The following is a 25758-nucleotide window of genomic DNA, read 5'->3' on the forward strand; positions in this document are numbered from 1 at the left end:
AGACCATGAACGCTATTCAAAATTTCTTCAAGACGTTCTTTCTGACCGAACTGCTCAAAGGGCTCGCGCTGACCGGCCGTTATACGTTCAAGCGCAAGTTCACGGTGCAGTTCCCGGAAGAAAAGACGCCAATGTCGCCGCGTTTTCGCGGTTTGCATGCGCTGCGCCGCTATGAAAATGGCGAAGAACGCTGCATCGCGTGCAAGCTGTGCGAGGCTGTGTGCCCCGCGCTCGCCATCACGATCGAGTCGGAAGTGCGCGAGGACAACACGCGCCGCACGACGCGCTATGACATCGACCTGACCAAGTGCATCTTCTGCGGTTTCTGCGAAGAGAGCTGCCCGGTTGATTCGATCGTCGAAACGCACATTCTCGAGTATCACGGCGAGAAGCGCGGCGATCTGTATTTCACGAAGGAAATGCTGCTGGCTGTCGGCGATCGCTATGAAACGCAGATCGCAGCGAACAAGGCAGCGGATGCACCGTACCGTTGATTTTTCAGTTTGACGCTGCATCGGCCCGCGGTTCGGGCCGGCTGCGGGACAGGTGTGTGCTCTAAAGCGACACCTCTTCGCAGCCTGTCCGCCGCGGCGCGGCGCTCCCTGGTCTGGCCGCCAGTCCGAGCCGCGCAACCCGCCTCACGATGGCCCCAACGATGAACCAGTAATCATGGAATTCACGACCGTCCTGTTTTACATCTTCGCGCTGCTGCTGACGCTGTCAGGGCTGAAGGTGATCACGTCGCGCAACCCTGTCTCGGCGGCGCTTTTCCTCGTCCTCGCGTTCTTTAACGCGGCTGCGATCTGGATGCTGCTCGAGGCGGAATTCCTCGCGATCCTGCTGGTGCTCGTCTATGTGGGCGCGGTGATGGTGCTGTTCCTGTTCGTGGTGATGATGCTGGACATCAACATCGACGTACTGAGCCGCGACTTCAAGCGCTTCGTCCCGGTTGCGACCGTGGTGGGCGCGATCATCGTGATCGAGACCGCGCTGATCCTCTGGCATGGTTATGGTGCGACGACGTCGCCGGTGCCCGATACGTCGGCTGCAGCGGTCGCGTCTGTGTCGAACTCGCATCTGATCGGCAAGATCATGTACACCGACTACATCTTCGCGTTCGAAGTGGCCGGCCTCGTGCTGCTCGTCGCGATCGTCGCGGCGATCGCACTGACCGTGCGCGAACCGAAGGATGCAAAGCGGCAAAACGTTGCGAAGCAGGTCGCCGTGCGTCGTCAGGACCGCGTGCGCCTCGTGAAGATGGCTGCCGTGAAGGAACTTCCGGAAGAGCCTGCCGCGGACGAAACCGCGTCCGGCAGCAAGAGCTGAACGCGCAGGAGAGAGACCCCATGTTGACCCTTGCCCATTACCTCGTCCTCGGCGCGATCCTCTTTGCGATCTCGATCGTTGGCATTTTCCTCAACCGCCGCAACGTCATCATCATTCTGATGGCGATCGAGCTGATGCTGCTGGCGGTGAACACGAACTTCGTTGCGTTCTCGCACTACCTCGGTGACATTCACGGCCAGGTGTTCGTGTTCTTTGTGCTTACTGTTGCGGCCGCGGAAGCCGCGATTGGTCTTGCGATTCTCGTGACCTTGTTCCGCAGCCTCGACACGATCAACGTCGAGGATCTCGATCAGCTCAAAGGTTAAGGCAGCCTGCTATGGCAACGACACTCAACGAAAACCTGTTGCTGGCGATCCCGCTCGCACCACTCGCCGGTTCCCTGATTGCCGGTCTGTTCGGCAAAACGGTGGGACGCGCTGGTGCGCACACGGTAACCATTCTCGGCGTTGCGATTGCGTTTGTGCTTTCGTGCATGACGTTCTTCGACGTACTCGGCGGCGCGAGCTTCAACGCGACCATCTACGAATGGATGTCGGTAGGCGGCCTGAAGTTCGAAGTCGGTTTCCTCGTCGATTCGCTGACGGCTCTCATGATGTGCGTGGTGACCTTCGTGTCGCTGATGGTGCACATCTACACGATCGGCTACATGGAGCACGAGGAGGGCTACCAACGCTTCTTCTCGTACATCGCGCTCTTCACGTTCGCGATGTTGATGCTCGTGATGAGCAACAACTTCCTGCAGCTGTTCTTCGGCTGGGAAGCGGTGGGTCTCGTCTCGTACCTGCTGATCGGTTTCTACTTCAAGCGTGAAAGCGCCATCTACGCGAACATGAAGGCGTTCATGGTGAACCGCGTGGGCGACTTCGGCTTCCTGCTCGGCATCGGCCTGCTGCTCGCATACGGTGGCTCGCTGAACTACAGCGAAGTGTTCGCCAAGGGCCACGAAATCGCCGCGCTGACGTTCCCGGGCACTTCGTGGAACCTGCTCACGGTCGCGTGTATCTGCCTGTTCGTTGGCGCGATGGGTAAGTCGGCTCAATTCCCGCTGCACGTCTGGCTGCCGGATTCGATGGAAGGCCCGACGCCGATCTCCGCACTGATCCACGCGGCAACCATGGTGACGGCCGGTATCTTCATGGTCGCGCGCATGTCGCCGCTGTTCGAGCTGTCGGAAGCCGCGCTGTCGTTCATCGTTGTGATCGGCGCGATCACCGCGCTCTTCATGGGTTTCCTTGGCATCGTCCAGAACGACATCAAGCGTGTCGTTGCGTATTCGACGCTCTCGCAGCTTGGCTACATGACGGTCGCGCTCGGCGTGTCGGCGTATCCGGTCGCGATCTTCCACCTGATGACGCACGCGTTCTTCAAGGCGCTGCTGTTCCTCGGCGCGGGTTCGGTCATCATCGGCATGCACCACGACCAGGACATGCGCAACATGGGCGGCCTGCGCAAGTACATGCCGATCACGTGGATCACGTCGCTGGTTGGCTCGCTCGCGCTGATCGGTACGCCGTTCTTCTCGGGCTTCTACTCGAAGGACTCGATCATCGAAGCCGTGAAGGCCTCGCATCTGGCGGGTTCGGGCTTCGCGTATTTCGCGGTGGTCGCCAGCGTGTTCGTGACGGCGCTGTACTCGTTCCGTATGTACTTCCTGGTGTTCCACGGTGAAGAGCGCTTCCGTCATCCGAAGCACCCGGATTCGCCGATGGGCGCGGAGGCCGCTTCGCATCACGACGATCACCACCACGCTCACGAGCCGCACGAGTCGCCGTGGGTGGTGTGGTTGCCGCTCGTCCTGCTTGCGATTCCTTCTGTGATTGCAGGCGCATTGGGCATCGGTCCGATGCTGTATGGCGACTTCTTCAAGAACGGTATCGCCTTCGACAAGGTGATCTACATCGGCCAGAACCATCCGGGTCTCACGGAAATGGCCGAAGAATTCCAGGGCTGGGCACTCATGGGCGCGCATGCGTTCTCGGGCCTGCCGGTTTGGCTCGCGCTCGCAGGTGTAGTGGTCGCGTGGTTCTTCTATATGAAGCGCCCGGACCTGCCGGAAGTCGTGCAACGCACGTTCGCACCGGTTCACAAGCTGCTCGCGAATGCGTATTACCTCGACAAGATCAACGAAGTGGTCTTCGCGCGCGGCGCGGTGGCGATCGGTCGTGGTTTGTGGAAAGAGGGCGACGTGGTCGTGATCGACGGCGTCGTAAACGGGAGCGCGAAGTTCATCGGGTGGTTTGCGACGGTTATCCGTTTCCTGCAATCCGGCTACATCTACCATTACGCATTTGCGATGATCATTGGTATGCTCGGGCTCCTGACCCTGTTTGTAACGCTCGGCGGCAAATAAGGCGAGGGAAACTGAATGCACGCTACCCCGATTCTCAGTATTGCGATCTGGCTGCCGATCCTGTTCGGCATCCTGGTTCTGTTTGTGGGTTCCGACCGGAACCCAGGCGCAGCCCGTTGGCTCGCGCTCATCGGTTCGTTGCTGGGTTTCCTCGTTACTATCCCGCTCATTTCGGGATTTGATCCGACCACGGCTGACCTCCAGTTCGTCGAGAAGTCGGTCTGGATCGAACGATTCAACATTGCGTATTACCTCGGTGTCGACGGCATCTCGATGTGGTTCGTCGTGCTGACCGCGCTCATTACCGTGATCGTTGTGATCGCCGGCTGGCAGGTCATTACGAAGAACGTTGCACAGTACATGGCCGCGTTCCTGATCCTCTCGGGGATCATGATCGGTGTTTTCTGTGCCGCCGACGGTCTGCTGTTCTACGTGTTCTTCGAAGCCACCCTGATCCCGATGTACATCATCATCGGCGTGTGGGGCGGTCCGAACCGCGTGTACGCAGCGTTCAAGTTCTTCCTCTACACGCTGGCCGGCTCGCTGCTGATGCTGGTCGCGCTGCTGTATCTGTACCGTGAGACCGGCACGTTCGATCTCGCAACGTGGCAGGCCGCGAAGATCGCCATGACGCCGCAGATCCTGCTCTTCGTCGCGTTCTTCCTGGCGTTCGCAGTGAAGGTGCCGATGTGGCCGGTGCACACGTGGTTGCCGGACGCGCACGTCGAGGCGCCCACGGGCGGTTCGGTGGTGCTGGCCGCGATCATGCTGAAGCTCGGCGCATACGGTTTCCTGCGTTTCTCGCTGCCGGTCACGCCCGACGCCAGCCACTATCTGGCACCGGTCATCATCACGCTGTCGCTTATCGCGGTGATCTACATCGGTCTCGTCGCGATGGTGCAGTCGGATATGAAGAAGCTGGTCGCGTATTCGTCGATCGCTCACATGGGCTTCGTCACGCTCGGCTTCTTCATGTTCGGTGAATCGAGCCAGCTGGCGATGGAAGGCGGCATCATCCAGATGATCTCGCACGGCTTCATCTCCGGCGCCATGTTCCTTTGCATCGGCGTGTTGTATGACCGCATGCACACGCGTGATATCGCGGACTACGGCGGTGTCGTCAACACGATGCCGAAGTTCGCGGCGCTCGCGATGCTGTTCATGATGGCCAACTGCGGCCTGCCGGGTACCTCGGGTTTCGTCGGCGAATTCATGGTGATTCTGGCAGCCGTGAAGTACAACTTCTGGATCGCGTTCGGCGCGGCATTCACGCTGATTCTCGGTGCAGCCTATACGTTGTGGATGTACAAGCGCGTGTACTTCGGCGCGATTGCGAACGACCATGTGCGTGAGCTGAAGGACATCGACCGTCGCGAGTATCTGGTGCTGGGAATTCTCGCGCTGATGACCCTTTTCATGGGCGTTTATCCGAAGCCCTTTACCGACGTGATGCACGTTTCCGTGGAGAATCTCCTCACCCACGTCGCGCAGTCGAAGCTGCCGGTGTCCCCGTAACGCCGGGTTGGGGATCAAGAAATCATGACCTACACCACTATGAATGTCCTGTGGCCCGACGCGTTGCTGATGCTGGCAACCGTCGTCGCCTGGCTCAACGACACGTTCACCGGTCCGTCGGGCCGCAAGAACACCTTCTACATCGCGTTGCTGTCCACGGTCGTGGCCGGCGTCTGGTTCGCGGTGAACGCGTTCGATCCGCACGTGTATTACACGTTCTCGCGCATGTACGTGATCGATCCGTTTGCTAGCGCGATGAAGGCCGTGGTGTCGCTCGGCTACGCAGTGACGATCGTCTACTCGCGCAAGTATCTGGAAGACCGCGACATGTTCCGCGGCGAGTTCTTCCTGCTCGGCATGTTCGCGCTGCTCGGCCAGATTGTCATGATCTCGGGCAATAACTTCCTCACGCTGTATCTCGGCCTCGAGTTGATGTCGCTGTCGCTCTACGCTGTGATCGCGCTGCGTCGCAACGCTACGCAGTCGAACGAAGCGGCGATGAAGTACTACGTGCTTGGCGCGCTGGCTTCGGGTTTCCTGCTGTACGGCATCTCGATGATCTACGGCGCGACCGGCTCGCTCGAACTGAACGAAGTGATCCACGCAGTGGGATTGGTTTCGGACCGTAGCGACTACATCGTGCTGCTGTTCGGCGTGGTCTTCATCGTTGCCGGCGTGGCGTTCAAGATGGGTGCCGTGCCGTTCCATATGTGGGTGCCTGACGTCTATCAAGGCGCGCCCACGGCCATGACGCTTCTCGTTGGCGGTGGCCCGAAGGTCGCAGCATTCGCGTGGGGCGTGCGCTTCCTCGTGATGGGTCTCCTGCCGCTCGCCGTCGACTGGCAGGAAATGCTGATCATCCTCGCGGCACTCTCGATGATCGTCGGCAACATCACCGGTATCGTCCAGCGCAACATCAAGCGGATGCTCGCGTACTCGGCGATCTCGAACATGGGCTTCGTGCTGCTCGGTCTGCTTGCCGGCATCGTGGACGGCAAGGCGACTGGCGCGGCCAGCGCCTACAGCTCGGCGATGTTCTACAGCATCGTCTATCTGATTACGACGCTCGGCGCATTCGGTGTCGTGATGCTGCTCGCGCGCCGTGATTTCGAAGCTGAAACGCTCGACGACTTCAAGGGTCTGAATCAGCGCAGTCCGGTGTTCGCATTCGTGATGATGCTGATGATGTTCTCGCTCGCGGGTATTCCGCCGACGGTCGGCTTCTACGCGAAGCTCGCCGTGCTCGAAGCGACGATGAATGCTGGTCTCACGTGGCTCGCCGTGCTTGCCGTAATCACGTCGCTGTTTGGCGCGTTCTACTACCTGCGCGTCGTCAAGCTGATGTACTTCGATGCACCGCAGGACACCGCGCCGATTGAAAGCCACGCCTGCAACCGTGCGCTGCTCACACTCAATGGCCTGGCCGTGCTGGTGCTCGGTATCGTTCCGGGGCCGTTGATGTCGCTCTGCCTGCGTGCCATTTCGCATACGCTGCCGATCTGATGTCCGCAGCGGGCTGGTTTATCGTCTTGTTGGCGCTTGTCGGCGCCAACCTGCCGTTCGTCAACCAGCGGTTGTTCGGCGTTGTGCCGCTGCGCGCGCAGAAAAAGCGCGTGTGGCTGCGGATCGCCGAACTGATCGTGTTGTATTTCGTGGTCGGCGCGTTCGGCTTCCTGCTGGAAGCGCGCGCCGGTAACCGCTTCGACCAGGGCTGGCAGTTCTACGCCATCACGTTCAGTCTGTTCGTGGTGTTAGCGTTTCCCGGCTTCGCCTGGCAATATCTCGTCAAGCGCCGTTCGGCGTAACGTACCCTTCGGCACACCTCCCGCGCGCCACTGGCGCGGGTCTTCGCCGCTTGTGCATTTTTCGCCCGTTTTCGCGCGGCATCGCAGAGGTTGAATATGGCTGCTGAACAGCACAAACACGACCCCGCACTTTCCGAGACGTGCGTCGAGAGCACGACGGTCTACGCAGGCAATTTCCTGACCCTCAAGCGTGACACCGTGGCGCTGCCGGACGGCAAGCACGCCACGCGTGAGTTCGTGGTGCATCCGGGGGCGGTGATGGTGATCCCGCTCTTCGACGATGGGCGCGTGCTCATGGAGCGCCAGTATCGCTATCCGCTTTCGCGCGTGATGACTGAATTTCCGGCCGGCAAGCTCGATCCGCAGGAAGGTGCACTTGCGTGCGCGAAGCGCGAATTGCGCGAGGAAACGGGCTACACGGCACGTGAGTATATTTTCCTGACCCAGATTCATCCGGTCATTTCGTACTCGACAGAATTCATCGATATCTATCTGGCACGCGGCTTGACCGCGGGTGACGCCGATCTCGACGACGGTGAATTCCTCGAAACTTTCACGGCAACGCTGCCGGAACTGCTCGAACGCGTGCGCAATGGCGATATCTCGGACGTGAAAACGATCATCGGGACGTTCTGGCTCGAGAAGGCGCTCTCGGGCGCCTGGCCGCTCGGTCAGGTCGAGAAGGGCTGACGCGTCGGCCGCAAGGCTGTGAGCAATGAGCGACGGTGGCGGGTAAAGGCGCTATCGTCGCGTGACGTTGGGTTCGAGCATCGTCAGCGATGCCGCCCGGGTGGCGCTACAATCCTGAGCCAGCCCGATTTACGTGCGGCGGAATTTTTTAGTACGATCGTTCACAAATCTGCTTTTTGCGCTACACTCGTTGCCAGGCCACGATTCCCCATGAAGGTCCTCGATTTACAGTGCCCAGACGGCCATCGGTTTGAAGGCTGGTTTGCTTCCGCTGACGACTTCGAGTCGCAGCGTTCGCGCAAGCTGGTCGAATGCCCGATGTGCGGCGCCACCGATGTGAGCCGCGTGCCGTCCGCACCCCGGCTGAATCTGTCCGGTGCGACTGAGGCGAGCGCTATTACGGCCTCGCAGCAAGCCGCACAGTGGCAGGGGCTGGCGTTGCGCGCGCTGCGCGAGGTCTTCGAGAAGACGGAGAACGTGGGCGACCGTTTCGCCGAGGAAGCGCGGCGCATGCATTACAACGAAGCGCCATCGCGCAATATTCGCGGCGTCGCTTCCGTTGAGGACGCGCAAGCCCTCGTCGAAGAAGGCATCGACGTGATGCCGCTGCCGGTTCCGGCCGCGCTGAAGGGCTCGCTGCAGTAACCATGCGGGTCTTCGCCGCGCCGACATTGGCCGCGGCGAGGAGACACTGCGCATGGATCTCGATTATTCCCCCGCCGACGAGGCATTCCGCGCCGAAGTCCGTGACTGGCTCGAGGCTAATCTGCCTCAGACCATTCGCGAGAAGGTGCTCAATCACAAACGTCTGAATCGCGACGACTTCGCGAGCTGGCACAAGCTGCTCGGTCAGAAGGGATGGTCGGCGCCCGCCTGGCCAGTTGTCTGGGGCGGCCCAGGCTGGACCGAAGTGCAGCGCCACATCTGGGACAGCGAGTGCGGACGCATTGGTGCGCCGATGGTGTTGCCGTTCGGCGTGTCGATGGTCGCGCCCGTGCTCATGAAGTACGGTAACGAAGCGCAACAACGTTACTACCTGCCGCGCATTCTCGCCGGCACCGACTGGTGGTGCCAGGGCTACTCCGAACCGGGCTCCGGTTCCGATCTGGCTTCCCTGCGCACGCGTGCCGTGCGGGCCACGGACGAGTCGGGCGATCACTATGTCGTGAACGGCCAGAAGACCTGGACCACACTGGGTCAGTACGCGGACATGATGTTCTGCCTCGTGCGCACCGACCCCGCCGCGAAAAAGCAGGAGGGCATCTCCTTTCTCCTCATCGACATGAAGACGCCGGGCATCACTGTGCGCCCGATCATCACGCTCGACGAAGATCACGAAGTCAACGAGGTCTTCTTCGAGGACGTGAAGGTGCCGGTCGCGAACCTCGTCGGCGAGAAGAATCGCGGGTGGACTTACGCGAAATATCTGCTTGGCCATGAACGTACAGGCATCGCACGTGTGGGCGCGTCGAAACGCGAACTCGAGTTCCTCAAGGGCGTCGCGCTCAAGCAGAAGAAGCACGGCAAGCCGCTGCTGCACGATCCGGTGTTCGCAGCGCGTGTGGCGTCAGTCGAAATCGAACTGATGGCGCTCGAAGTGACGGTCGCGCGCGTGATATCGAGTAGCGGCGATGGTCGTGGCCCCGGTCCCGAAGCGTCGATGCTCAAGATCAAGAGCACCGAAATCCAGCAAGCGCTGACCGAACTGATGGTCGATGCGATCGGCCCGCTTGCCGCGCCTTTCGATCCAGCCTTCCTCGAAGGCGAGCATCAGCACGCCGCCGGCGGCGACGACGATGCGGCTCCGCTCGCTGCGTACTATTTCAACTTCCGCAAGACGTCGATTTATGGCGGGTCGAACGAAATCCAGAAGAACATCATCGCGCAGATGATTTTGGGGATTTGAGGAGCGTCGCAATGGACTTCAATTTCACGGAAGAGCAACAGCAACTCGCCGACGCACTGCGCCGCTATCTCGACAAGCAATATGGCTTCGAAGCGCGTCAGGCGATCGTGAAGACGCCTGAGGGCATCTCGGCTGACCACTGGAAAGCGTTCGTCGAACTCGGCCTCACGGCGCTGCCGGTGCCTGCGGAGCAGGGCGGCTTTGACGGCGCGCCGTTCGACATGCTGGTCGTCATGCAACAGTTGGGCCGTGCGCTCGTCGTCGAACCGTACTGGGCGACGGCGGTCGGTGTCGAAGCGCTCAAACTCGCGGGCGCGTCACAACCCGACAACGCGCGATTGCTGGAGCGCGTGGCGTCAGGTGATGTTCGCCTCGCCGCAGCATTCCACGAACCCGATGCGCGCTACGACCTGCTTTCGCTTGCCACTACGGCAATGAAAACTGGCGACGGCTTTGCGCTCACGGGTACGAAGTCGGTCGTGCAGCACGGTGCGCAGGCCGACTACTGGATCGTCCCGGCCCGACTCGCGGGCGTTGTTGCGCTGTTCGTCGTTGCGCGTGATGCAAACGGTGTCGAAGTGCGCGACTATCGCACGATAGACGGCCAGCGCGCCGCGACGCTCAAGTTCGAATCTGCACCCGCGCGCCGTCTGGGTGACGAATCGATCGGCGCGGTGACGTGGGAGCATATTGCCGATTACGCGACGTTCCTGCTGTGCGCGGAAGCGATCGGCGCGATCGATGCGCTGACGAGCGCAACGGTCGAATACACTAAAACACGTCAACAGTTCGGCGTGCCGATCGCACGGTTCCAGGCTTTGCAGCACCGCATGGCCGACATGCTGATCCACGCCGAGCAGGCCCGATCGATTACGTATCTCGCCGCGGCACGTTACAGTAGCAAGTCGCCCGATGAGCGTCGTCGTGCCATTTCCGCCGCGAAAGCGCGCGTGGGCCAGGCGGCGCGTTACGTCGGCCAGCAGGCCGTGCAATTGCACGGCGGCATGGGTGTTACCAACGAAGTCGCGGCGGCGCATCTGTTCAAGCGTCTCTCGATTATCGAAACGACACTCGGCGATGTCGATCATCATCTGGAGCGGTTCGCCGCGATGCCAGACTTCGCGCACACGGCAGCGTGATTGAAGGCGTATTGAGGAAAGTTACTATGGGTTTGAGTTTCGAAGATATCGAAGTCGGCAAGACGTACACGGTCGGCTCGCATACGTTCACGCGCGAGGAGATCGTGCATTTCGCGGAACAGTTCGATCCGCAATCATTTCACCTGAGCGAGGCGGGCGGCGAGGCGTCGATGTTCGGTGGGCTCGTTGCGAGCGGCTGGCACACGTGTTCGGTCATGATGGGCATGTTCGTGCGTAACTTCCTGCGCGATTCGACATCGATGGGGTCGCCCGGTATCGACGACATCCGCTGGCTCAAGCCGACGCGCGTCGGCGACACGCTCACGATGACGAACACCGTTCTGAGCAAGCGTGTGTCGGCGAGCAAGCCAGATCGCGGCATCGTCGAAACGCGTTGGGATGGTGTCAACCAGCACGGCGAAACCATTGTGACGGTGCAGTCGAAGGCGCTGTTCGGGCTGCGCAATTCCGGCGTGCGCGAACAGGGGAACGTGTCGTGAGCGAGAGCGGCGTCGTTCAGATTGCCGACACGGCTGCATTGCGCGCGCTCGCAGGCGGCGCGCCGATCGTGAGCGGCTGGACTACGGTGGGCGAATCGCAGGTGCTCGGCTTTGCAGACGCCACCGGCGACCACCAGTGGATCCACGTCGATGCGGAGCGTGCGCGCCGCGAGTCGCCGTTTGGTGGGCCGATCGCTCATGGCTTTCTCACGCTTTCGCTGATTCCGGCGCTGCTCGTACAAACGGTGCAGATGCGTCAGCGCATGGGCGTCAACTACGGGCTCAACCGCGTGCGCTTTACCGCGCCGGTGCCAGTAGGTTCGAAGGTTCGCGCGCGCTTCAGTGTGAAAGAGACTGACGAAACCGGCGACGGCGGTGTGCAAGTGATCTGGGACGTGACCATCGAGTGCGAAGGCAACGATCGGCCCGCTTGTGTCGCGGAATTCATTACGCGGCACTACTTCTGATTTACGTTTTGCGTTCCGGCGCGTAAGTGCGAAACAGACAAAAGGGGCGCCCGGCTTTCGCAGCCGGGCGCCCCTTTTTCGTGTCCTTAGTGTTTCGCGTACTGCGTAGCGCCGAACAGTATTTCGCGAGCCTTGTCGTCCTGAAGCGCCTGGCGCGCCGATGCCAGCACCTCGACACCACGCTTGACGGCAGGCCTGGCCGCGATCGTCTCGTGCCAGCGCTTCACGTTCGGAACGCTGTCGAGATCGATGCCCTGGTTCTGCCACGAACGAGTCCAGGGGAAGGCGGCGATGTCGGCGATCGTGTAGTCGTCGCCGGCCAGGTATTCGGTCTTCCCAAGCTGCTTGTCCATCACGTTGTAAAGACGTCTGGCCTCGTTCGTGTAGCGGTTGACCGCGTAATCAATTTTTTCAGGCGCATAGATCCGGAAGTGGTGAGCCTGGCCGAGCATGGGGCCGAGGCCGCCCATCTGGAACATCACCCATTGAAGCACGTCGTAGCGCGCGGCCAGGTCCTCGGGCATGAACTTGCCGGTTTTCGCTGCCAGATAAATCAGAATCGCACCGGATTCGAATAGCGAGAACGGCTCGCCGTCGGCACGGCGCGGGCCTTCGGAATCGACGATCGCAGGGATCTTGTTGTTCGGACTGATGGCCAGGAACTCGGACGTAAACTGGTCGCCCGCACCGATATTGACTGGATGGACGCGATACTCGAGGCCGGTCTCCTCAAGCATGATGTGGACTTTGTGACCGTTCGGGGTGGCCCAGCTGTAAACATCGATCATTGTGATTCCTCGCATGGTGGACGGATGACGCCGCGGGCCTGCCGCGCGTCTTGGCTGGCGAAAATTAGAGCACAGTTCGTTGCAGGGCGCAGAGTGTGAATCAGTGCCCCTGTCGCGTGCACGGATTTACGATCGCGTTCGTCAGCGGACCTTTTGCGCGTAGCGCCATGCGAGTTCGGCCATCGGTCGCGTGCGGCTGCCCGCGTCGATGGCCTGGGCGCTCGCCGCCGTCCCATCGGTGACGCGTTTCATGATGCCCTGCAGGATGGCCGCAATGCGGAACATGTTGTACGCAAGATAGAAGTTCCAGTCGCCGAGAATCTCGAGACCGGTACGCTCGCAGTAGCGCTCGACGTAGTGCTGCTCGTCCGGGATACCTAGCGCGAACCAGTCGAGTCCGCCGATGCCGCGGAACTGCGCAGGATCGACATGCCAGGCCATGCAGTGATAGGAGAAGTCGGCGAGCGGATCGCCGAGCGTCGAAAGTTCCCAGTCGAGGACTGCGAGTACGCGCGGTTCGGACGGGTGGAAAATCAGGTTGTCGAGGCGATAGTCGCCATGAACGACCGACACGCGCGAGCCGCTTTTGTCGTCCTCGTTCGGTATGTGCTGCGGTAACCATTCGATCAGGCGATGCATTGCGTCGATCGGTGTCGTTTCCGATGCCTGATACTGGCGGCTCCATCGATCGATCTGGCGTGCGAAATAATTGCCGGGTTTGCCGTAGTCAGCGAGCCCCACCGCCTCCGGCTTCACGCTATGCAGTGCCGCGATCACGCGGTTCATTTCGTCGTAGATCGCCGCACGTTCTTCGCGCGACATACCCGGCAGCGACGGATCCCACATCACGCGGCCCTCGACGTACTCCATTACGTAGAACGCGCGGCCGATCACCGTTTCGTCCTCGCATAGCGCAAGCATCTTCGCAACCGGTACATCGGTCGCGCTGAGCGCGTCCATCACGCGATATTCGCGTTCGATTGCATGGGCCGATGGAAGCAGCTTTGCCTTAGGGCCCGGCTTGGCGCGCATGACGTACGTGCGTTGCGGCGTGATGAGCTTGAAGGTCGGATTCGACTGGCCGCCTGCGAATTGCTCGACGGTGAGTGGGCCGTCGAATTCGTCGACACGCGCGTGAAGCCAGGCGGTGAGTACAGCAGTGTCAAAGCGCTGACGCTCGGCAACGGGACGCGTACCTTCGAACGCCGAGTAGTCTGTTTGCGTCGGGTTCTGCTTTGGGGTGTCTCCGTCCGGGGTAGCTTGAACCATGTCTGTCTCCCGTGTTTGATACGGTGCACCTTTCGCTATGGGACCAAAGCAGGTGCTAGCGAGGTCGACCGCTTTGCATGGGCCGGGAGCAAGGTGCTAAAGCACTAACTCCGGTCGACAGCTTTGCATGGGACCGGAGTAAGCGCTAAAGCACTAACTCCGGTCGACATCCGGGCGGTAGAGCAGGAATTGCGCGTACAACGTTTCCATTGTTGTGTTGCGAACGTCACGATGCAGCGGCGAGGGCGGCGAATAGTTGAGCATGCGCACGACCCAGTCGCTGTTCGCTGCACCGACGTCAAGCGCATTGATGCAGCCGGTCGCCTGCGCCAGATGGCCGAAGAACGTACGAGCGCCCGCCGTGATCGCGTGCGAAAGGATCGCGCGGTTCACCCCACCGTGTAGCACGAGCAGCACAGTGTCCCACGACGGATCGGCGCGCAGCGCAGCGAGCGCCGGCAGCACGCGATCGAGCAGTTCGCCGATCGTTTCGCCGCCGAGGAACCGCACATCCTCGGCAACGATGCCGTCGAACGCGCGCAGGAACGCACTCTCCATTTCGTCGGGTGGGATCGTTGCGAGACGTCCGCCACGAATCTCCTGCCAGGCAGGCTCGATGCTGAGGTCGATATGCTGCCCCGTCTCGACCAGGACGAGCTGCGCGGTCTCGACCGTCCGGCGCAGTCCGCTCACTATCACGCGGTCGAAATGTACCGCCTGCGATGCAAACGCGCGACCGGCCGCCATCGCCTGCTCACGGCCGTTCTTGTTGAGCGGCACGGTGTCGGGGTCGATGGCGCGGCCCGAGTCGTCGAAGTAGGTGACGTCGCCATGGCGCATCAGGAAGATGCGCCGGCGCCGGGGTAGCTGGAATTCGCTCATTTGTAGACCGGTGAGCGTTTTTCGAGGAACGCCGTGATGCCCTCGAGGCCGTCGCGGTGATGCAGCGACGCGACGAAACTTTCGCGTTCGGAGACGAGGTGATCGGCGAGCGGCTGCGCGTGGGCGACGTTGACGAGGCCTTTGATCCGTGCGGCTGAGTTAGGCGAAATGTTGGCGAGATCGTCGGCCCAGGCGAGTGCGGCGTCGAGCGCCGTCTGCGGCTTGACGAGGCGGTTCACGACGCCGAGTGCGGCAAGACGTGCGGCACCGATCGGCTTGCCCTCGAGCATCACTTCGGTAGCGAGCGCCCTCGGCAGCGCGTGTGCGAGGAACCATGAGCCGCCGCCATCGGGCGTGAGGCCTACGCGCGAATACGACATGACGAATTTAGCATCCTCGGCGGCGACGATCAGGTCGGCGGCGAGCGCGAGCGAGAAGCCCGCGCCGGCGGCGGCGCCTTCGACGGCAGCGATTACAGGCTTGCTCGACTGCCGCATCGCTGTGATCCACTCGGCGAGCATGTCGATGCTGGCGGCCTGCACGGACGGGTCTTTCGCGCGGTTCTCCAGCAGGCGGTTCAGGTTGCCGCCCGCGCAAAAGAAGTTGTCGGCGCCGGTCAGCACAATGGCGCGCAGCGATGTGTCGCGTTCGGCGGCGTCGAGCGCTTCGATGGCGGCGGCATACATGTCGGGATGGAGCGCGTTGCGCGCACCGGGGTTCGACAGCGTCAGGACGAGTGTCGATTCATGGCCTTGCGGCCGGCTGCTGAGAAGTTCTGCGCTCATGCGCGGGCCTCGTTGGGTTTGTTGATGTTGGTGGTATCCGGCTGCGTCAGCGGGATGCCGAAATGCGCGCGGTGAGTGACCCACGGCGACGGTCGACCGCGCGGGCGATCAGGCGCTTGTACACCATCGGCACGCGCCGACACAGCGTGTGAGGCGCCATCGTCGATGCGGTTTTCGGCACGCCGGATGAAGGCGTCCGCGAGATGATTTCGCGCGGCCGCTACGGCTTGTGCTTTCGCATCGTATTGCCGCATCGCGAGGTTCGCCTGCGATACGATCCGGGCGATACCGCGCCCCATCGCGCCAGCTCCGACGATGCCGATAGTCTCAATGTTGTAATGATGGGTGGTCATGGGAAGCATTGCTGCATGATAATCCGGGAATGGCACGGTCGTACATTTCAATGAGACAGGCCGGCGATGCCGTTTGGAGCGTCGCCGTTTCCAGGGAGAAACAAGGATGATCAAGCTGCACGGTATCGCGCTCTCGAACTACTACAACAAGGTCAAGTTCGTGCTGCTCGAGTACGGTATCGCCTTCGAGGAAGTGATCAACAAGTTGCCGCTCGATGAGGCGCTGCTTGCGCACTCGCCCGCAGGCAAGGTGCCGTTCATCGAAACCGAAAACGGCTTCCTGTGTGAGTCGGAAGTGATCGTCGAGTACCTGAACGCGCGCTATCCCGAATGTGGCATTTTTGCCGCCGATCCGTGGCAGGCTGCAAAGGAGCGCGAACTGATCGCGTTTGTCGAAACGCATCTGGAACTTGAGGCGCGAGAACTCTATGGCGAGGCTTTCTTCGGCGGCACGGTGAGCGACGAAGTGAAGGCGACGGCAGAGAAGCGCTTGCGCCGCTATCTCGCGAGCTTCAAGAGGATCGCGAAGTTCGCGCCCTATGTGGCGGGTGAGCAGTTTGGCATCGCGGATGCGGCGGTGTACGCGAACCTGCCGCTCGTCGCGATGGCGACGCAGCGAATCTACGACAAGGATTTCGTGGCCGAGGCGGGCATCGACTGGAAGTCGTACGGGAAGCTGATCGGCGAGCGTCCCTCGGCTCAGCGCGTCAATGCCGATCGCAAGGCGTATATCGAGGCCAAGTCGTAAGCGATTCGCGGTCCGTTGCGTGCGCAACGGGCCGCAACAGGCATGACGGCCGCGTGCGCGTAATACGGCAGTCTGGTGCGATGATCGGGAACGCAATGACGCTCGCGGATTCATCGCGCGCACGCGCTCAGAGTTGCGCGAGACGCTCGAGCGCCGTCGCGAGCGTGCTTTCCTGTTTCGCAAAGCAAAAGCGCACGACGCCCGATTCGTGCGGTTCGTGATAGAACGCCGAGACCGGAATCGCTGCCACACCGATCTCGGTGGTGAGCCACTTCGAGAACTCGGCTTCGGGCATGTCGCTGATCGCCGAATAATCGACGCACTGGAAGTACGTGCCTTCGCACGCAAGCATCTTGAATCGCGTGTTCGCGAGACCAGCGCGGAAGAAGTCGCGCTTCTTCTGGTAGAACGCCGGCAGCTCCAGATACGGCCTCGGGTCGCGCAGATACTGCGCGAGACCGAACTGCATCGGCGTGTTCACGGTGAACACGTTGAACTGGTGGACCTTGCGGAATTCAGCCGTGAGCGGCGCGGGCGCGGCGACATAGCCCACCTTCCAGCCCGTCACGTGATAGGTCTTGCCGAAGCTCGACACGATGAAGCTGCGCGCGGCGAGCTCCGGATAGCGCGCGACGCTTTCGTGCGGCGCGCCGTCGTAGACCATGTGCTCGTAGACCTCGTCGGACAGGATCAGCACGTTGGTGCCGCGCACGATCGCTTCGAGCTTGCGCATGTCGTCATCGCGCCAGACCGTACCCGTCGGGTTGTGCGGCGTGTTGATGAGGATGAGGCGCGTCTTCGGTGTGATCGCGGCCGCGAGTCGGTCGAACGGGATCGCGTAATCGGGCGCTTCCAGCGTGACGAAGACGGGCTTGCCGCCTGCGAGTTCGATTGACGGCAGATAGCTGTCATAGGTCGGCTCGACGACGACCACTTCGTCGCCCGGATGCACCGCGCACAGAATCGCCGTCAGGATCGCCTGGGTCGCGCCCGCTGTGACCGTGATTTCAGAGTTCGCGTCGTAGCGACGGCCGTAGACGTGCGCGATCTTGTCGGCGATCGCCTCGCGCAGCGCGAGGATGCCTGCCATCGGCGGATACTGGTTGTGGCCCTCGCGCATGGCCTGGGCAACCGCGTCGACGATCCGCGTGTCGCAGTCGAAGTCGGGAAAGCCCTGGCCCAGATTCACCGCGCCCCTTTCGGTGGCGAGCGCGCTCATGACGGTGAAGATCGTCGTGCCGACGTCCGGCAGTCGTGAAGGAAATGAGGGCGTGAGTAGTGTGGACGGAGATTCGTGCGACGGATGCGTTGCGTTCATGGCGCGGACGGGCTGTGGACGTTGGGCGTTGATTCGGGAAAGCCTGATTGTAGGCAAATCCGCGCGCTCCGGCGCGCCATGGGGCGTTGGCGCGGCGTCGGGGCTGCGCGCGAGGCCGCGTCAGGCAGGGGCGGATTGCGTGGCGGCGAGCCCGGCAATGACGACGAACGCATCGGGTGTCGCGATACGAAAGCCAAAGTCGCGCGCTACGCGCTTCGCGAGCTTGAGCACGGCGCGGTCCTTCGAGATGAGCCACGCTGCGCCGCTTGCGCGCGCGAGTTCGAGGAACTTCTGGTCGTCGCGGTCGCGGCACTGAGGAAGGGCTCGCTCGCCGTCGGGCAGGGCGGGCGGAACGATTTCCTCCGCGAGACGCGACACCGTGGCGAGTGCAACGGTTTTATCGACGCCGCGTTCGGCGAGATGCGGATAGTCCAGCACGTACGTCAGCTCGGCGAGACACCGGGCGTCGATCAATGCGTGCAGCGCGCCGCTTTCGAGCGCGGCGCGAATCGGGCGCGTGTGCGGATCGTCGAACACGAGGATATCGAGCCACACGTTCGAATCGAGCACCACGGGTAACGCCGTAACGGCGGGTGGGGGCGGAAAACCGGTCATTCGTGACATTCGCTACAATCGGGCTTTCGCCTTTGAACATCGGCACTTTCGTGCCTGCAAGCCTCTATGATAATCGTTCTGTCGCCGGCCAAATCGCTCGACTATGAGACACCGGCGCACGTCGAAACCCACACGATCCCTGATTTCGTCGATGACGCAGCCGAACTGATCGACGGCCTGCGTCGTCTTTCGCCGCAGCAGATTGGCACGCTCATGAGCATTTCCGATCCGCTCGCGCGGCTGAATTTCCAGCGCTACGCCGACTGGTCGACCGAGTTCAGTAAATCCAACGCGAAGCAGGCCGTATTTGCGTTCAACGGTGACGTCTATGAAGGCTTCGACGCCCGATCGCTCGATGTCGCCGATCTCGACTATGCGCAGCACCATGTGCGCGTGCTCTCGGGTCTCTACGGCGTGCTGCGCCCGCTTGACCTGCTGCAGCCGTATCGCCTCGAAATGGGTACGCGCTTCGAAAATGCGCGTGGCAAAGATCTCTACGCGTTCTGGGGCGAGCGCATCACGCACGCGCTCAACGCGCAGCTGGAACGTAACGACAAGGGAGCGCGCGTGATCGTGAACTGCGCATCCACCGAGTATTTCAAGGCAGTCAAGCCGAAGAAGCTGGCGGCGCCCGTGGTCACGCCGGTCTTCGAAGACTGGAAGGGCGGCCGGTACAAGATCATCAGCTTTCACGCGAAGCGGGCGCGCGGCTTGATGGCGCGTTACGCCGTCGAGCATCGCATCGCCGAGCCGGAGGCGCTCAAGGGTTTCGACGCCGAGGGCTATGCATTCGATGCCGATGCATCGAACGATTCGACTTACGTATTTCGCCGGCGCATCGCCGAATAAGCGAGGAAACAGCCATGACGCTTTCTATTACCAGCCAGTTCGACGCGGGCGCGATCGAAGTTCTCTCGTGCGAGCGCGCCGACGACATCCGCCTGCGCGTTCGTGCCGACAATCAGTCTGAATTCGCGCAATGGTTCTACTTCCGGCTCTCGGGTGCGCGTGGCGAGCGTTGCGTGATGACGTTCGAGAATGCTGCGGCCTGCGCTTTTGCGGAAGGCTGGCGCGACTATCAGGCCGTTGCGAGCTACGACCGCGTGAACTGGTTCCGCGTGCCGACTTCTTACGACGGCCAGAAGCTCACGATCGACCACACGCCCGATTTCGATCGTGTCTACTACGCCTATTTCGAGCCGTATAGCGAAGAGCGTCACTCGGAGTTTCTTGGCGCGTTGCAGCAACTGCCGCACGCGACGCTCACCGAACTTGGCCAGACCGTCGAGGGCCGGCCGATGTCGCTGCTCACGCTTGGCACGGCGGGCGACACGACGCCGGAGGGGAAGCCCAAGAAGACGGTCTGGATCATCGCGCGTCAGCATCCTGGCGAGACGATGGCGGAATGGTTCGTCGAAGGGCTCGTGAAGCGTCTCGCCGGCTGGGGCGACTGGGCGGGCGATCCCGTTGCGCGCAAGCTCTACGACCGCGCGGTGTTCCACATCGTCCCGAATATGAATCCGGACGGCAGCGTGCACGGCAATCTGCGCACCAATGCTGCAGGCGCGAATCTGAACCGCGAATGGATGGAGCCGGACGCCGCGCGCAGCCCGGAAGTGCTGTTGGTGCGCGAGGCGATCGAAGCAACGGGCGTCGATCTCTTCTTCGACATCCACGGCGACGAAGCGCTGCCTTATGTGTTCGTCGCGGGCTCGGAAATGCTGCCGGGCTTTACCGCGCAACAGGGTGTCGAACAAAAGGCGTTCATCGACGCGTTCAGGATTGCGAGCCCGGACTTCCAGGACCAGCATGGCTACGAAGCGAGTCGATATCGCGAGGATGCGCTCAAGCTCGCGTCGAAGTACATTGGGCACACGTATGGGTGCCTCTCGCTGACGCTGGAAATGCCGTTCAAGGACAACGCCAACTTGCCTGACGAGCGCGTCGGCTGGAACGGCGAGCGCAGTGCCGCGCTCGGCGCCGCGATGCTGCAGGCGATCCTGCGTCACGTCGAGACGTTCGCGTAACGTCATACGCGCGCAGAAAAAAGGGAAGCGGTTGGTACCGCTTCCCTTTTTTTATTGCCCGGCGTTCTGGTGCGACTATCGGGCCGTCACGTTTGTTTCTTCTTCGACGTCGTTTGCTTCGTGCTAGCTTTGGCGTGGGTGCTCGGCGCCGCGGACTTGTGGGTCGGTTTGCCCGAGATCGCCTTTGTCGCGTGCTTGCTGGTCGACTTCTTCGATGAATGCTTGCCCTTGCCGTGTGACTTGCCGTGCGCGTTGCCGCGCGCCTTCGAGGGCGGTACGGGGTCGTTCCAGCTGAACGCGAGCATCTGTTTGCCGACGTAGCCACAGCGGAATTTCAGATCGTACGGCGCCTCATTGCTGTTCTGCGGGATGCCGAAGCCCTCGACGGTGACTATCGTGTCGACCTTGACGCGCTGCTTGCCTTCGTCGAATGAGTCGTTCCACGGGGTCACGGTGGCGTGCGCGCTGTCGAAGGAACGGGGAGGAAACTCCACGTGATCGAGCACCGTTGATGTGCTGGCGATGAAATTGCCGTGCGCGGCGCAGTCGGCGACCAGCGGATCGGCGTGCATCTTGGTGACGAAGGTGTTGACGAGGTCGTTGTGCTGTTCGAGCTGATCAGCCCGTACTGGTTGCACGATCGCGAATACGAAGCTCGCGGCACACGCAGCGAGCCGGCCGGCTGTCAGCAGCAACCGGTGAGATACGGAATTGCGGTCCATCTGATCAGTGTAAGAGCGGGATATGACGTCTGGCACGGTAAGAGCCTGCGACGCGTCGGAGAGTTCAATCCTGAAACGATAATTATCGCTGCGGTATCGCCGGATTAGCGGTAAGACGCGCGATTGCCCTGCTGCGGCGCAAGGTCGCGCGGGCGATGAGACAGCCGTATTTTAGCGCGGGGAAAGCGCGACAGAAGCGGCCTTCAGGTGCGTGGACCACCTAGTCGATAGCGGCGCACGTCGTACGTGGTGACCCATGTCGGTCGATAGACCGCGATCAGCGCGGTTGCCATGCCGGTAAACCATGCCTCGCCGGACGCCAGCAGAAATACGCTGAATGCATAGCCTGCTGGCACGGCAAGCATCGAGCCCCCAGTGAGCGCGACGTGCGTGCCGAGCGCGAGGAAAGATGCCGCCGAAACGGCAATGGCGGGCGACAGGAATCCCTGGCCGACGATGAACATGAAGAGGTTGCGCGGCAGCCAGGCAGTACACGCCCGCTGCAGCAGTGCCGAGATGGCAACCGGGAAGGCGCCGAAGACGAGGAAGGTCAGCGCGACGCCGTCCCAGGGAGCGTCAAAGACCAGCGCCGCGAGCGCGACGACCACGGCCATCGCGACTAGCGCGAGGCCCCAGTCGAAGAGTGTCACCATGAGGGTGGCGCCGAGCAGGTGCAGCACGGTGCCATCCTCGAGCCACGCGTTGCTGGCCCACAGCACGGACACGGCCACGATAATCGCAAGCCATACGTGCTGGAGCGTTGCGTCCTGAAGCCGCCTGAACGGGTTGTTCCATAACGCGAGCGCGAGCAGGCCGAGGGCGGTAATCCACCCACCGACGACGGCCCACAGCGGAAGCGGCGTATATAGGAACCCCATGACGTCATATTACTCGTTGGACGACAAAACGTGTGGCTGCGCTGTTGCTGGCGGCGTGTCTTCGCCATCTGCGGTGCCGGCGACTTCTTCGGCGCACTGCGTGAGACCGGCCGTGCCCCACGGGCAGTCAGGCTCCGCGGCCATGGGCAGCGACTCGGGGGTGTCGCCTGCCAGCAACGGATGTCCGAGTGACTGCGCGTCGCGCGGCCGCAATGCCACCGAGCCGTGTTGGCCGTGCACGGGTTTGGCGGCCCGCTCGGCCTGCGCGCGCAGCACCTCCAGTTGGTTAGCCAGCAGGCCGTTGTAGATTGCGACGGCCGCGGCGCGATTTGGCGCGCCGAGTTGCTGGAAGATGCTCGTCAGGTGGATCTTGACGGTTCCTTCGCTGATGCCGAGTGCGCGGGCGATCATCTTGTTCGTATTGCCCATGTGGACGCACCGGAGGATCTGCTCCTGACGGGGCGACAGGCGCACGATCGGCCGCCGCTTTCGCGCTGCCGTGTCGCTTTTCTCCTGGCGCTTCTGCGCCACCGGTGAGGGCCAGGGCTCACGAAGGACGTCGGCGGGCAGGTGATCGCCACCGAGCAGAATGAGTTCGAGCAGCTTGACGATGAGGATCGAGTCGGTGGTGCGCCGGATGATGCCGCGTGCACCTTCGTCCAGCAGCGTCTGGACGGCCGATGGCGGCTCTGTGCTGTCCACGAGCACGGCGATGGGCAGTGCGCGGTGGCGGTTCGCGAAATTCCGGAGTTCGCCGGCGCGGATACCGTGATGCCAGTCGACCACGAACAGGTTCGGCGTGAAGCGTTGCATTGCGCGTTCGGCGCTTCGCCAGTCGGGCGCATCGTTGAAGCGTGCGCGACGGTCGATTTGCCTAAGTAGCGCCTTAAGCCCTTCACGCCGTTCGGCGTCCGGATTGAATACTGCGAACCGCATGGACATGCCCTCCAGTTTTGACGACCTCTCGAATATAGGTACGTGGCGGGTGCGTCGCACACGCCACGGGTTGGGACCAACTGCACCATGATGACAAAAAGCTTGCGCCGTGGCGGCCTGTCCAGAAGGTATAGGACGTAAGGCAAAAAAAAGTCCCGCGCGAAGGCGGGACTGCGTAGGAATGTGACGCGTGGGTCAGTGGAAGTGTGGCTGAACGGGCTCGGCATCTTCCGGCATCTCGGCGTGGACGATCTCACCGAGCGGGTCCGCGTAGAGCGGTACGCCGCAGTCATCGCAATATTCCGGCTCGAAACGGCCAGCATGACGGCGAATGTCGGTGACGCCCGACTCCTTGAGCAGCGCAACGATCTCCTCGAGTGGACCGTTGCTGGTGCTTTCCTCGGTCGGCTCTTCATCGATGTCTGTGTCACCGTTCTCGCGGCCGTACAGCGGCCAGACGACGCCGTAGAGGACATCGTTGTTCCCACGCCGCGTAAAACCGATACGGTATTCGTCGATGCGACGCTCGCCGAAGCCTGCTACCACGGCGCGCAGGTCCTGTGCGGCCGCGCCGATCGTGTCGAGCAGATATCGGACAGCGGTGCGGATCGTGTGGGGGCGCACGCGCTCGTCGGCATCGCGACAGGCCGAGTAGTACGCGTCGGGCAGCAGGCACTCGAACTCGCAGCCCGGCATCACGACGGCGAGATTGGCGCCGCCCTGCGTCGCCCACTGCTCGAGGCATTGGCCGCGTTCGATGCGGGAGCCGTGCTCTTCCTCTTGCCAGCGGAAGAGCGGCGCACCGACTGGCGCAGCGACGACCGCGAGCAGGAAGCGAGGATCGGCGAGGATCGGCGAGGTCTCGGGCAACTCACCTGAGCTGACCTTTGCGGTGGCACCCGTCAGCGCAGCTTGCGCGAGTTGCTGGGAAAGACGCCAGGTTTCGACGTGATGTCGCGGCAGCTGGTCGATGCTGTAGAGATAGGGCGCCATCGCGACGCGTGTGCCGCTCGCGAGCACGTGGGCTTGCAGGTGCGTGCGCAAGGCGTCGGCATTGTCGGCCTTCAGCGGGCCCGAGGGAATGACATAGCGCGTCCAGGCGAGCACAGGTACGGCGACGAGCAGGGCTTCGTATTGTGTCCCGTCGTGCTCGACGACGAACGATTCGCTGTGGGTTTCGGCCATATCGGCCAAAGCGCCGTATGCGTCCGGATGGTTCTGCTGCAGGTGATCGAGCGCGGCGTCGAGCGTGGTTTGGTTGCCGTTGCGCACGACCTTCGCGAGCAGCGTGTCGAGCTTGGCCTCCCAGAAGCGGTCTTCAGTGCGGCTGCCCGAGGCGAACAGGGCAAGCGAGAGGCCGACGAGTTTGTCGGCATCTGGGGGAAGGCGTTTGGCGATTCGCGAGCGCATAAATCAGTATGTTGGGATGCAGAGAAAGAACCCCATATTCTAGTCTGTTCCGTGCGCGCCATAGGATTGCGCTGCGGGGACACCAAGACTATGCGATGTGCGGTGCGGCGTTACGAGATCGGCGTGCGGAGGTCAGACCATCATGCGGATGGACAGGCGCATCAGCCAGGGCCGAGTCGGCCCCGTGTTTCCGGCTGCATAAAAACCGCTTGCAAGAACGCGCGGCGGTCACTAGAATGCCGGTCTTTCGCGCTTTCGGATGAGAGCGCGGGGAAGCGGGAAGCCCCAAGGGGTGTGAGTTGGCGGGCGGCAGCGGTAGTGCCGGACAGGTTAAGCGAAGTAAAAAACCTGTTGACAGAAAGCCCGGCAGTCTTCATAATCTCGTTTCTCTGCTGCTGACGCAGCGACGCAGGAAACGCCGGGTAGTTGAGTGGTTTAACGGCGTTTTCGCGAACGATCTTTAAAAATTTACAGCCGATAAGTGTGGGCGCTTGATGTGCTGACGCGGCTCATCCGGTTCTTCGGAGCGGGATGGGAGTAGCGAAAGTATCAAGAGTCTCACACTAAAGTAAGTCAGGTTTTTGAATTTATTCAGAACCTGTCAGCTTTGAGTGAGCGACCTGTCCCGAGAGGGACAGAAACAAGTAACAGGTATTGAACTGAAGAGTTTGATCCTGGCTCAGATTGAACGCTGGCGGCATGCCTTACACATGCAAGTCGAACGGCAGCACGGACTTCGGTCTGGTGGCGAGTGGCGAACGGGTGAGTAATACATCGGAACATGTCCAGTAGTGGGGGATAGCCCGGCGAAAGCCGGATTAATACCGCATACGATCTATGGATGAAAGCGGGGGATCGCAAGACCTCGCGCTATTGGGGTGGCCGATGGCGGATTAGCTAGTTGGTGGGGTAAAGGCCTACCAAGGCGACGATCCGTAGCTGGTCTGAGAGGACGACCAGCCACACTGGGACTGAGACACGGCCCAGACTCCTACGGGAGGCAGCAGTGGGGAATTTTGGACAATGGGGGCAACCCTGATCCAGCAATGCCGCGTGTGTGAAGAAGGCCTTCGGGTTGTAAAGCACTTTTGTCCGGGAAGAAATCCCCTGAGCTAATACCTCGGGGGGATGACGGTACCGGAAGAATAAGCACCGGCTAACTACGTGCCAGCAGCCGCGGTAATACGTAGGGTGCAAGCGTTAATCGGAATTACTGGGCGTAAAGCGTGCGCAGGCGGTGATGTAAGACCGATGTGAAATCCCCGGGCTTAACCTGGGAACTGCATTGGTGACTGCATCGCTCGAGTA

The 25758-nt window shown here is 61.7% G+C and carries 27 protein-coding genes and 1 rRNA gene (1 of these 28 running past the window's edge); 17 read left to right on the top strand and 11 right to left on the bottom strand.

From position 1 onward, the window contains the following. The first annotated feature begins 5 nt into the window (after positions 1 to 5). From nuoI to L0U80_RS04735, 13 genes are all read left to right on the top strand, one after another. Positions 6 to 494, top strand: coding sequence for an NADH-quinone oxidoreductase subunit NuoI (nuoI, locus tag L0U80_RS04675; protein WP_233862820.1), 489 nt, complete (start codon positions 6 to 8; stop codon positions 492 to 494). Positions 495 to 669: 175 nt separating this feature from the next. Further along, positions 670 to 1326 (top strand): NADH-quinone oxidoreductase subunit J, encoded by a 657-nt coding sequence (locus L0U80_RS04680; RefSeq protein ID WP_233862821.1) that lies wholly within the window; start codon positions 670 to 672, stop codon positions 1324 to 1326. Between the two features lie 20 nt (positions 1327 to 1346). Then, on the top strand, positions 1347 to 1652 hold the full coding sequence (gene nuoK, locus L0U80_RS04685; RefSeq protein ID WP_124150167.1) for an NADH-quinone oxidoreductase subunit NuoK: 306 nt from the start codon (positions 1347 to 1349) through the stop codon (positions 1650 to 1652). 11 nt (positions 1653 to 1663) lie between these two features. Further along, the gene (gene nuoL, locus L0U80_RS04690) at positions 1664 to 3697 is read left to right on the top strand and encodes an NADH-quinone oxidoreductase subunit L (protein ID WP_233862822.1); all 2034 of its coding nucleotides are present in this window, start codon (positions 1664 to 1666) and stop codon (positions 3695 to 3697) included. A 15-nt stretch (positions 3698 to 3712) separates the two neighbouring features. Beyond that, complete coding sequence (locus tag L0U80_RS04695; RefSeq protein ID WP_233862823.1) at positions 3713 to 5212, top strand: NADH-quinone oxidoreductase subunit M; 1500 nt, start codon at positions 3713 to 3715, stop codon at positions 5210 to 5212. A 39-nt stretch (positions 5213 to 5251) separates the two neighbouring features. Continuing rightward, on the top strand, positions 5252 to 6715 hold the full coding sequence (gene nuoN / locus L0U80_RS04700; RefSeq protein WP_233865671.1) for an NADH-quinone oxidoreductase subunit NuoN: 1464 nt from the start codon (positions 5252 to 5254) through the stop codon (positions 6713 to 6715). Continuing rightward, positions 6715 to 7017: a DUF2818 family protein gene (locus tag L0U80_RS04705; protein ID WP_233862824.1), complete on the top strand. Its 303-nt coding sequence runs from the start codon at positions 6715 to 6717 to the stop codon at positions 7015 to 7017. The genes nuoN and L0U80_RS04705 overlap by 1 nt, the downstream gene beginning before the upstream one ends. Before the next feature lie 96 nt (positions 7018 to 7113). Next, positions 7114 to 7707, top strand: a complete 594-nt coding sequence (locus tag L0U80_RS04710; RefSeq protein WP_233862825.1) for an NUDIX domain-containing protein — start codon at positions 7114 to 7116, stop codon at positions 7705 to 7707. 210 nt (positions 7708 to 7917) lie between these two features. Further along, positions 7918 to 8352 (top strand): DUF1178 family protein, encoded by a 435-nt coding sequence (locus L0U80_RS04715; protein ID WP_233862826.1) that lies wholly within the window; start codon positions 7918 to 7920, stop codon positions 8350 to 8352. 52 nt (positions 8353 to 8404) lie between these two features. Next, positions 8405 to 9613, top strand: a complete 1209-nt coding sequence (locus L0U80_RS04720; protein ID WP_233862827.1) for an acyl-CoA dehydrogenase family protein — start codon at positions 8405 to 8407, stop codon at positions 9611 to 9613. A gap of 11 nt (positions 9614 to 9624) precedes the next feature. Then, positions 9625 to 10752, top strand: a complete 1128-nt coding sequence (locus L0U80_RS04725) for an acyl-CoA dehydrogenase family protein (protein ID WP_233862828.1) — start codon at positions 9625 to 9627, stop codon at positions 10750 to 10752. A 26-nt stretch (positions 10753 to 10778) separates the two neighbouring features. Then, positions 10779 to 11252, top strand: coding sequence for a MaoC family dehydratase (locus L0U80_RS04730; protein WP_233862829.1), 474 nt, complete (start codon positions 10779 to 10781; stop codon positions 11250 to 11252). Continuing rightward, on the top strand, positions 11249 to 11719 hold the full coding sequence (locus L0U80_RS04735) for a MaoC family dehydratase (protein WP_308444840.1): 471 nt from the start codon (positions 11249 to 11251) through the stop codon (positions 11717 to 11719). The genes L0U80_RS04730 and L0U80_RS04735 overlap by 4 nt, the downstream gene beginning before the upstream one ends. Before the next feature lie 86 nt (positions 11720 to 11805). Here the strand turns inward: L0U80_RS04735 and L0U80_RS04740 are convergent, their stop codons facing one another. The 5 genes from L0U80_RS04740 to L0U80_RS04760 form a co-directional block, all read right to left on the bottom strand. Then, positions 11806 to 12507, bottom strand: coding sequence for a glutathione binding-like protein (locus L0U80_RS04740; RefSeq protein WP_233862830.1), 702 nt, complete (start codon positions 12505 to 12507; stop codon positions 11806 to 11808). Between the two features lie 141 nt (positions 12508 to 12648). Continuing rightward, positions 12649 to 13776 carry a phosphotransferase gene (locus L0U80_RS04745; protein WP_233862832.1) on the bottom strand — a complete coding sequence of 376 codons (1128 nt, stop codon included), beginning with the start codon at positions 13774 to 13776 and terminating at the stop codon, positions 12649 to 12651. A 153-nt stretch (positions 13777 to 13929) separates the two neighbouring features. Next, the gene (locus L0U80_RS04750; RefSeq protein WP_233862834.1) at positions 13930 to 14658 is read right to left on the bottom strand and encodes a histidine phosphatase family protein; all 729 of its coding nucleotides are present in this window, start codon (positions 14656 to 14658) and stop codon (positions 13930 to 13932) included. Further along, a complete protein-coding gene (locus tag L0U80_RS04755; protein ID WP_233862836.1) occupies positions 14655 to 15443 on the bottom strand; it encodes an oxepin-CoA hydrolase, alternative type in 789 nt (262 codons plus the stop codon). The genes L0U80_RS04750 and L0U80_RS04755 overlap by 4 nt, the downstream gene beginning before the upstream one ends. Continuing rightward, positions 15440 to 15805, bottom strand: coding sequence for a 3-hydroxyacyl-CoA dehydrogenase NAD-binding domain-containing protein (locus tag L0U80_RS04760; RefSeq protein ID WP_233862838.1), 366 nt, complete (start codon positions 15803 to 15805; stop codon positions 15440 to 15442). The genes L0U80_RS04755 and L0U80_RS04760 overlap by 4 nt, the downstream gene beginning before the upstream one ends. Before the next feature lie 97 nt (positions 15806 to 15902). On the opposite strand from L0U80_RS04760, the gene L0U80_RS04765 reads away from it, so the two are divergent. Next, positions 15903 to 16544 carry a glutathione S-transferase family protein gene (locus L0U80_RS04765; protein ID WP_233862839.1) on the top strand — a complete coding sequence of 214 codons (642 nt, stop codon included), beginning with the start codon at positions 15903 to 15905 and terminating at the stop codon, positions 16542 to 16544. 127 nt (positions 16545 to 16671) lie between these two features. Here the strand turns inward: L0U80_RS04765 and L0U80_RS04770 are convergent, their stop codons facing one another. Both L0U80_RS04770 and L0U80_RS04775 read right to left on the bottom strand, forming a co-directional pair. Continuing rightward, positions 16672 to 17862, bottom strand: a complete 1191-nt coding sequence (locus tag L0U80_RS04770; protein ID WP_233862841.1) for a pyridoxal phosphate-dependent aminotransferase — start codon at positions 17860 to 17862, stop codon at positions 16672 to 16674. A gap of 120 nt (positions 17863 to 17982) precedes the next feature. Continuing rightward, complete coding sequence (locus L0U80_RS04775) at positions 17983 to 18486, bottom strand: putative toxin-antitoxin system toxin component, PIN family (RefSeq protein ID WP_233862842.1); 504 nt, start codon at positions 18484 to 18486, stop codon at positions 17983 to 17985. A 57-nt stretch (positions 18487 to 18543) separates the two neighbouring features. Between L0U80_RS04775 and yaaA the strand changes: the two genes are divergently transcribed. Both yaaA and L0U80_RS04785 read left to right on the top strand, forming a co-directional pair. Beyond that, on the top strand, positions 18544 to 19326 hold the full coding sequence (yaaA, locus tag L0U80_RS04780; protein ID WP_233862843.1) for a peroxide stress protein YaaA: 783 nt from the start codon (positions 18544 to 18546) through the stop codon (positions 19324 to 19326). Positions 19327 to 19340: 14 nt separating this feature from the next. Then, positions 19341 to 20504 (top strand): M14 family metallopeptidase, encoded by a 1164-nt coding sequence (locus L0U80_RS04785; protein WP_233862844.1) that lies wholly within the window; start codon positions 19341 to 19343, stop codon positions 20502 to 20504. Between the two features lie 86 nt (positions 20505 to 20590). Here L0U80_RS04785 and L0U80_RS04790 read toward each other — a convergent pair whose 3' ends face one another. From L0U80_RS04790 to L0U80_RS04805, 4 genes are all read right to left on the bottom strand, one after another. Next, positions 20591 to 21226, bottom strand: coding sequence for a BspC domain-containing protein (locus tag L0U80_RS04790; RefSeq protein ID WP_233862845.1), 636 nt, complete (start codon positions 21224 to 21226; stop codon positions 20591 to 20593). 203 nt (positions 21227 to 21429) lie between these two features. Then, positions 21430 to 22104, bottom strand: a complete 675-nt coding sequence (locus L0U80_RS04795) for an energy-coupling factor ABC transporter permease (protein ID WP_233862846.1) — start codon at positions 22102 to 22104, stop codon at positions 21430 to 21432. A 9-nt stretch (positions 22105 to 22113) separates the two neighbouring features. Further along, positions 22114 to 23040 carry a helix-turn-helix transcriptional regulator gene (locus tag L0U80_RS04800; protein ID WP_233862847.1) on the bottom strand — a complete coding sequence of 309 codons (927 nt, stop codon included), beginning with the start codon at positions 23038 to 23040 and terminating at the stop codon, positions 22114 to 22116. A 195-nt stretch (positions 23041 to 23235) separates the two neighbouring features. Continuing rightward, the gene (locus L0U80_RS04805) at positions 23236 to 24450 is read right to left on the bottom strand and encodes a DUF2863 family protein (protein ID WP_233862849.1); all 1215 of its coding nucleotides are present in this window, start codon (positions 24448 to 24450) and stop codon (positions 23236 to 23238) included. 656 nt (positions 24451 to 25106) lie between these two features. Here L0U80_RS04805 and L0U80_RS04810 point away from each other — a divergent pair. After that, positions 25107 to 25758, top strand: a 16S ribosomal RNA gene (locus L0U80_RS04810) (it continues 879 nt past the right edge of the window).

The organism is Paraburkholderia adhaesiva, assembly GCF_021390575.1.
In the GTDB taxonomy this organism is placed as follows: Bacteria; Pseudomonadota; Gammaproteobacteria; order Burkholderiales; family Burkholderiaceae; genus Paraburkholderia; species Paraburkholderia adhaesiva.

Coding starts and splice junctions, on each gene's coding strand:
- nuoI (WP_233862820.1), top strand. CDS start 6: ATGAACGCTATTCAAAATTTCTTCAAGACGTTCTTTCTGACCGAACTG.
- L0U80_RS04680 (WP_233862821.1), top strand. CDS start 670: ATGGAATTCACGACCGTCCTGTTTTACATCTTCGCGCTGCTGCTGACG.
- nuoK (WP_124150167.1), top strand. CDS start 1,347: ATGTTGACCCTTGCCCATTACCTCGTCCTCGGCGCGATCCTCTTTGCG.
- nuoL (WP_233862822.1), top strand. CDS start 1,664: ATGGCAACGACACTCAACGAAAACCTGTTGCTGGCGATCCCGCTCGCA.
- L0U80_RS04695 (WP_233862823.1), top strand. CDS start 3,713: ATGCACGCTACCCCGATTCTCAGTATTGCGATCTGGCTGCCGATCCTG.
- nuoN (WP_233865671.1), top strand. CDS start 5,252: ATGAATGTCCTGTGGCCCGACGCGTTGCTGATGCTGGCAACCGTCGTC.
- L0U80_RS04705 (WP_233862824.1), top strand. CDS start 6,715: ATGTCCGCAGCGGGCTGGTTTATCGTCTTGTTGGCGCTTGTCGGCGCC.
- L0U80_RS04710 (WP_233862825.1), top strand. CDS start 7,114: ATGGCTGCTGAACAGCACAAACACGACCCCGCACTTTCCGAGACGTGC.
- L0U80_RS04715 (WP_233862826.1), top strand. CDS start 7,918: ATGAAGGTCCTCGATTTACAGTGCCCAGACGGCCATCGGTTTGAAGGC.
- L0U80_RS04720 (WP_233862827.1), top strand. CDS start 8,405: ATGGATCTCGATTATTCCCCCGCCGACGAGGCATTCCGCGCCGAAGTC.
- L0U80_RS04725 (WP_233862828.1), top strand. CDS start 9,625: ATGGACTTCAATTTCACGGAAGAGCAACAGCAACTCGCCGACGCACTG.
- L0U80_RS04730 (WP_233862829.1), top strand. CDS start 10,779: ATGGGTTTGAGTTTCGAAGATATCGAAGTCGGCAAGACGTACACGGTC.
- L0U80_RS04740 (WP_233862830.1), bottom strand. CDS start 12,507: ATGATCGATGTTTACAGCTGGGCCACCCCGAACGGTCACAAAGTCCAC.
- L0U80_RS04745 (WP_233862832.1), bottom strand. CDS start 13,776: ATGGTTCAAGCTACCCCGGACGGAGACACCCCAAAGCAGAACCCGACG.
- L0U80_RS04750 (WP_233862834.1), bottom strand. CDS start 14,658: ATGAGCGAATTCCAGCTACCCCGGCGCCGGCGCATCTTCCTGATGCGC.
- L0U80_RS04755 (WP_233862836.1), bottom strand. CDS start 15,443: ATGAGCGCAGAACTTCTCAGCAGCCGGCCGCAAGGCCATGAATCGACA.
- L0U80_RS04760 (WP_233862838.1), bottom strand. CDS start 15,805: ATGCTTCCCATGACCACCCATCATTACAACATTGAGACTATCGGCATC.
- L0U80_RS04765 (WP_233862839.1), top strand. CDS start 15,903: ATGATCAAGCTGCACGGTATCGCGCTCTCGAACTACTACAACAAGGTC.
- L0U80_RS04770 (WP_233862841.1), bottom strand. CDS start 17,862: ATGAACGCAACGCATCCGTCGCACGAATCTCCGTCCACACTACTCACG.
- L0U80_RS04775 (WP_233862842.1), bottom strand. CDS start 18,486: ATGTCACGAATGACCGGTTTTCCGCCCCCACCCGCCGTTACGGCGTTA.
- yaaA (WP_233862843.1), top strand. CDS start 18,544: ATGATAATCGTTCTGTCGCCGGCCAAATCGCTCGACTATGAGACACCG.
- L0U80_RS04785 (WP_233862844.1), top strand. CDS start 19,341: ATGACGCTTTCTATTACCAGCCAGTTCGACGCGGGCGCGATCGAAGTT.
- L0U80_RS04790 (WP_233862845.1), bottom strand. CDS start 21,226: ATGGACCGCAATTCCGTATCTCACCGGTTGCTGCTGACAGCCGGCCGG.
- L0U80_RS04795 (WP_233862846.1), bottom strand. CDS start 22,104: ATGGGGTTCCTATATACGCCGCTTCCGCTGTGGGCCGTCGTCGGTGGG.
- L0U80_RS04800 (WP_233862847.1), bottom strand. CDS start 23,040: ATGCGGTTCGCAGTATTCAATCCGGACGCCGAACGGCGTGAAGGGCTT.
- L0U80_RS04805 (WP_233862849.1), bottom strand. CDS start 24,450: ATGCGCTCGCGAATCGCCAAACGCCTTCCCCCAGATGCCGACAAACTC.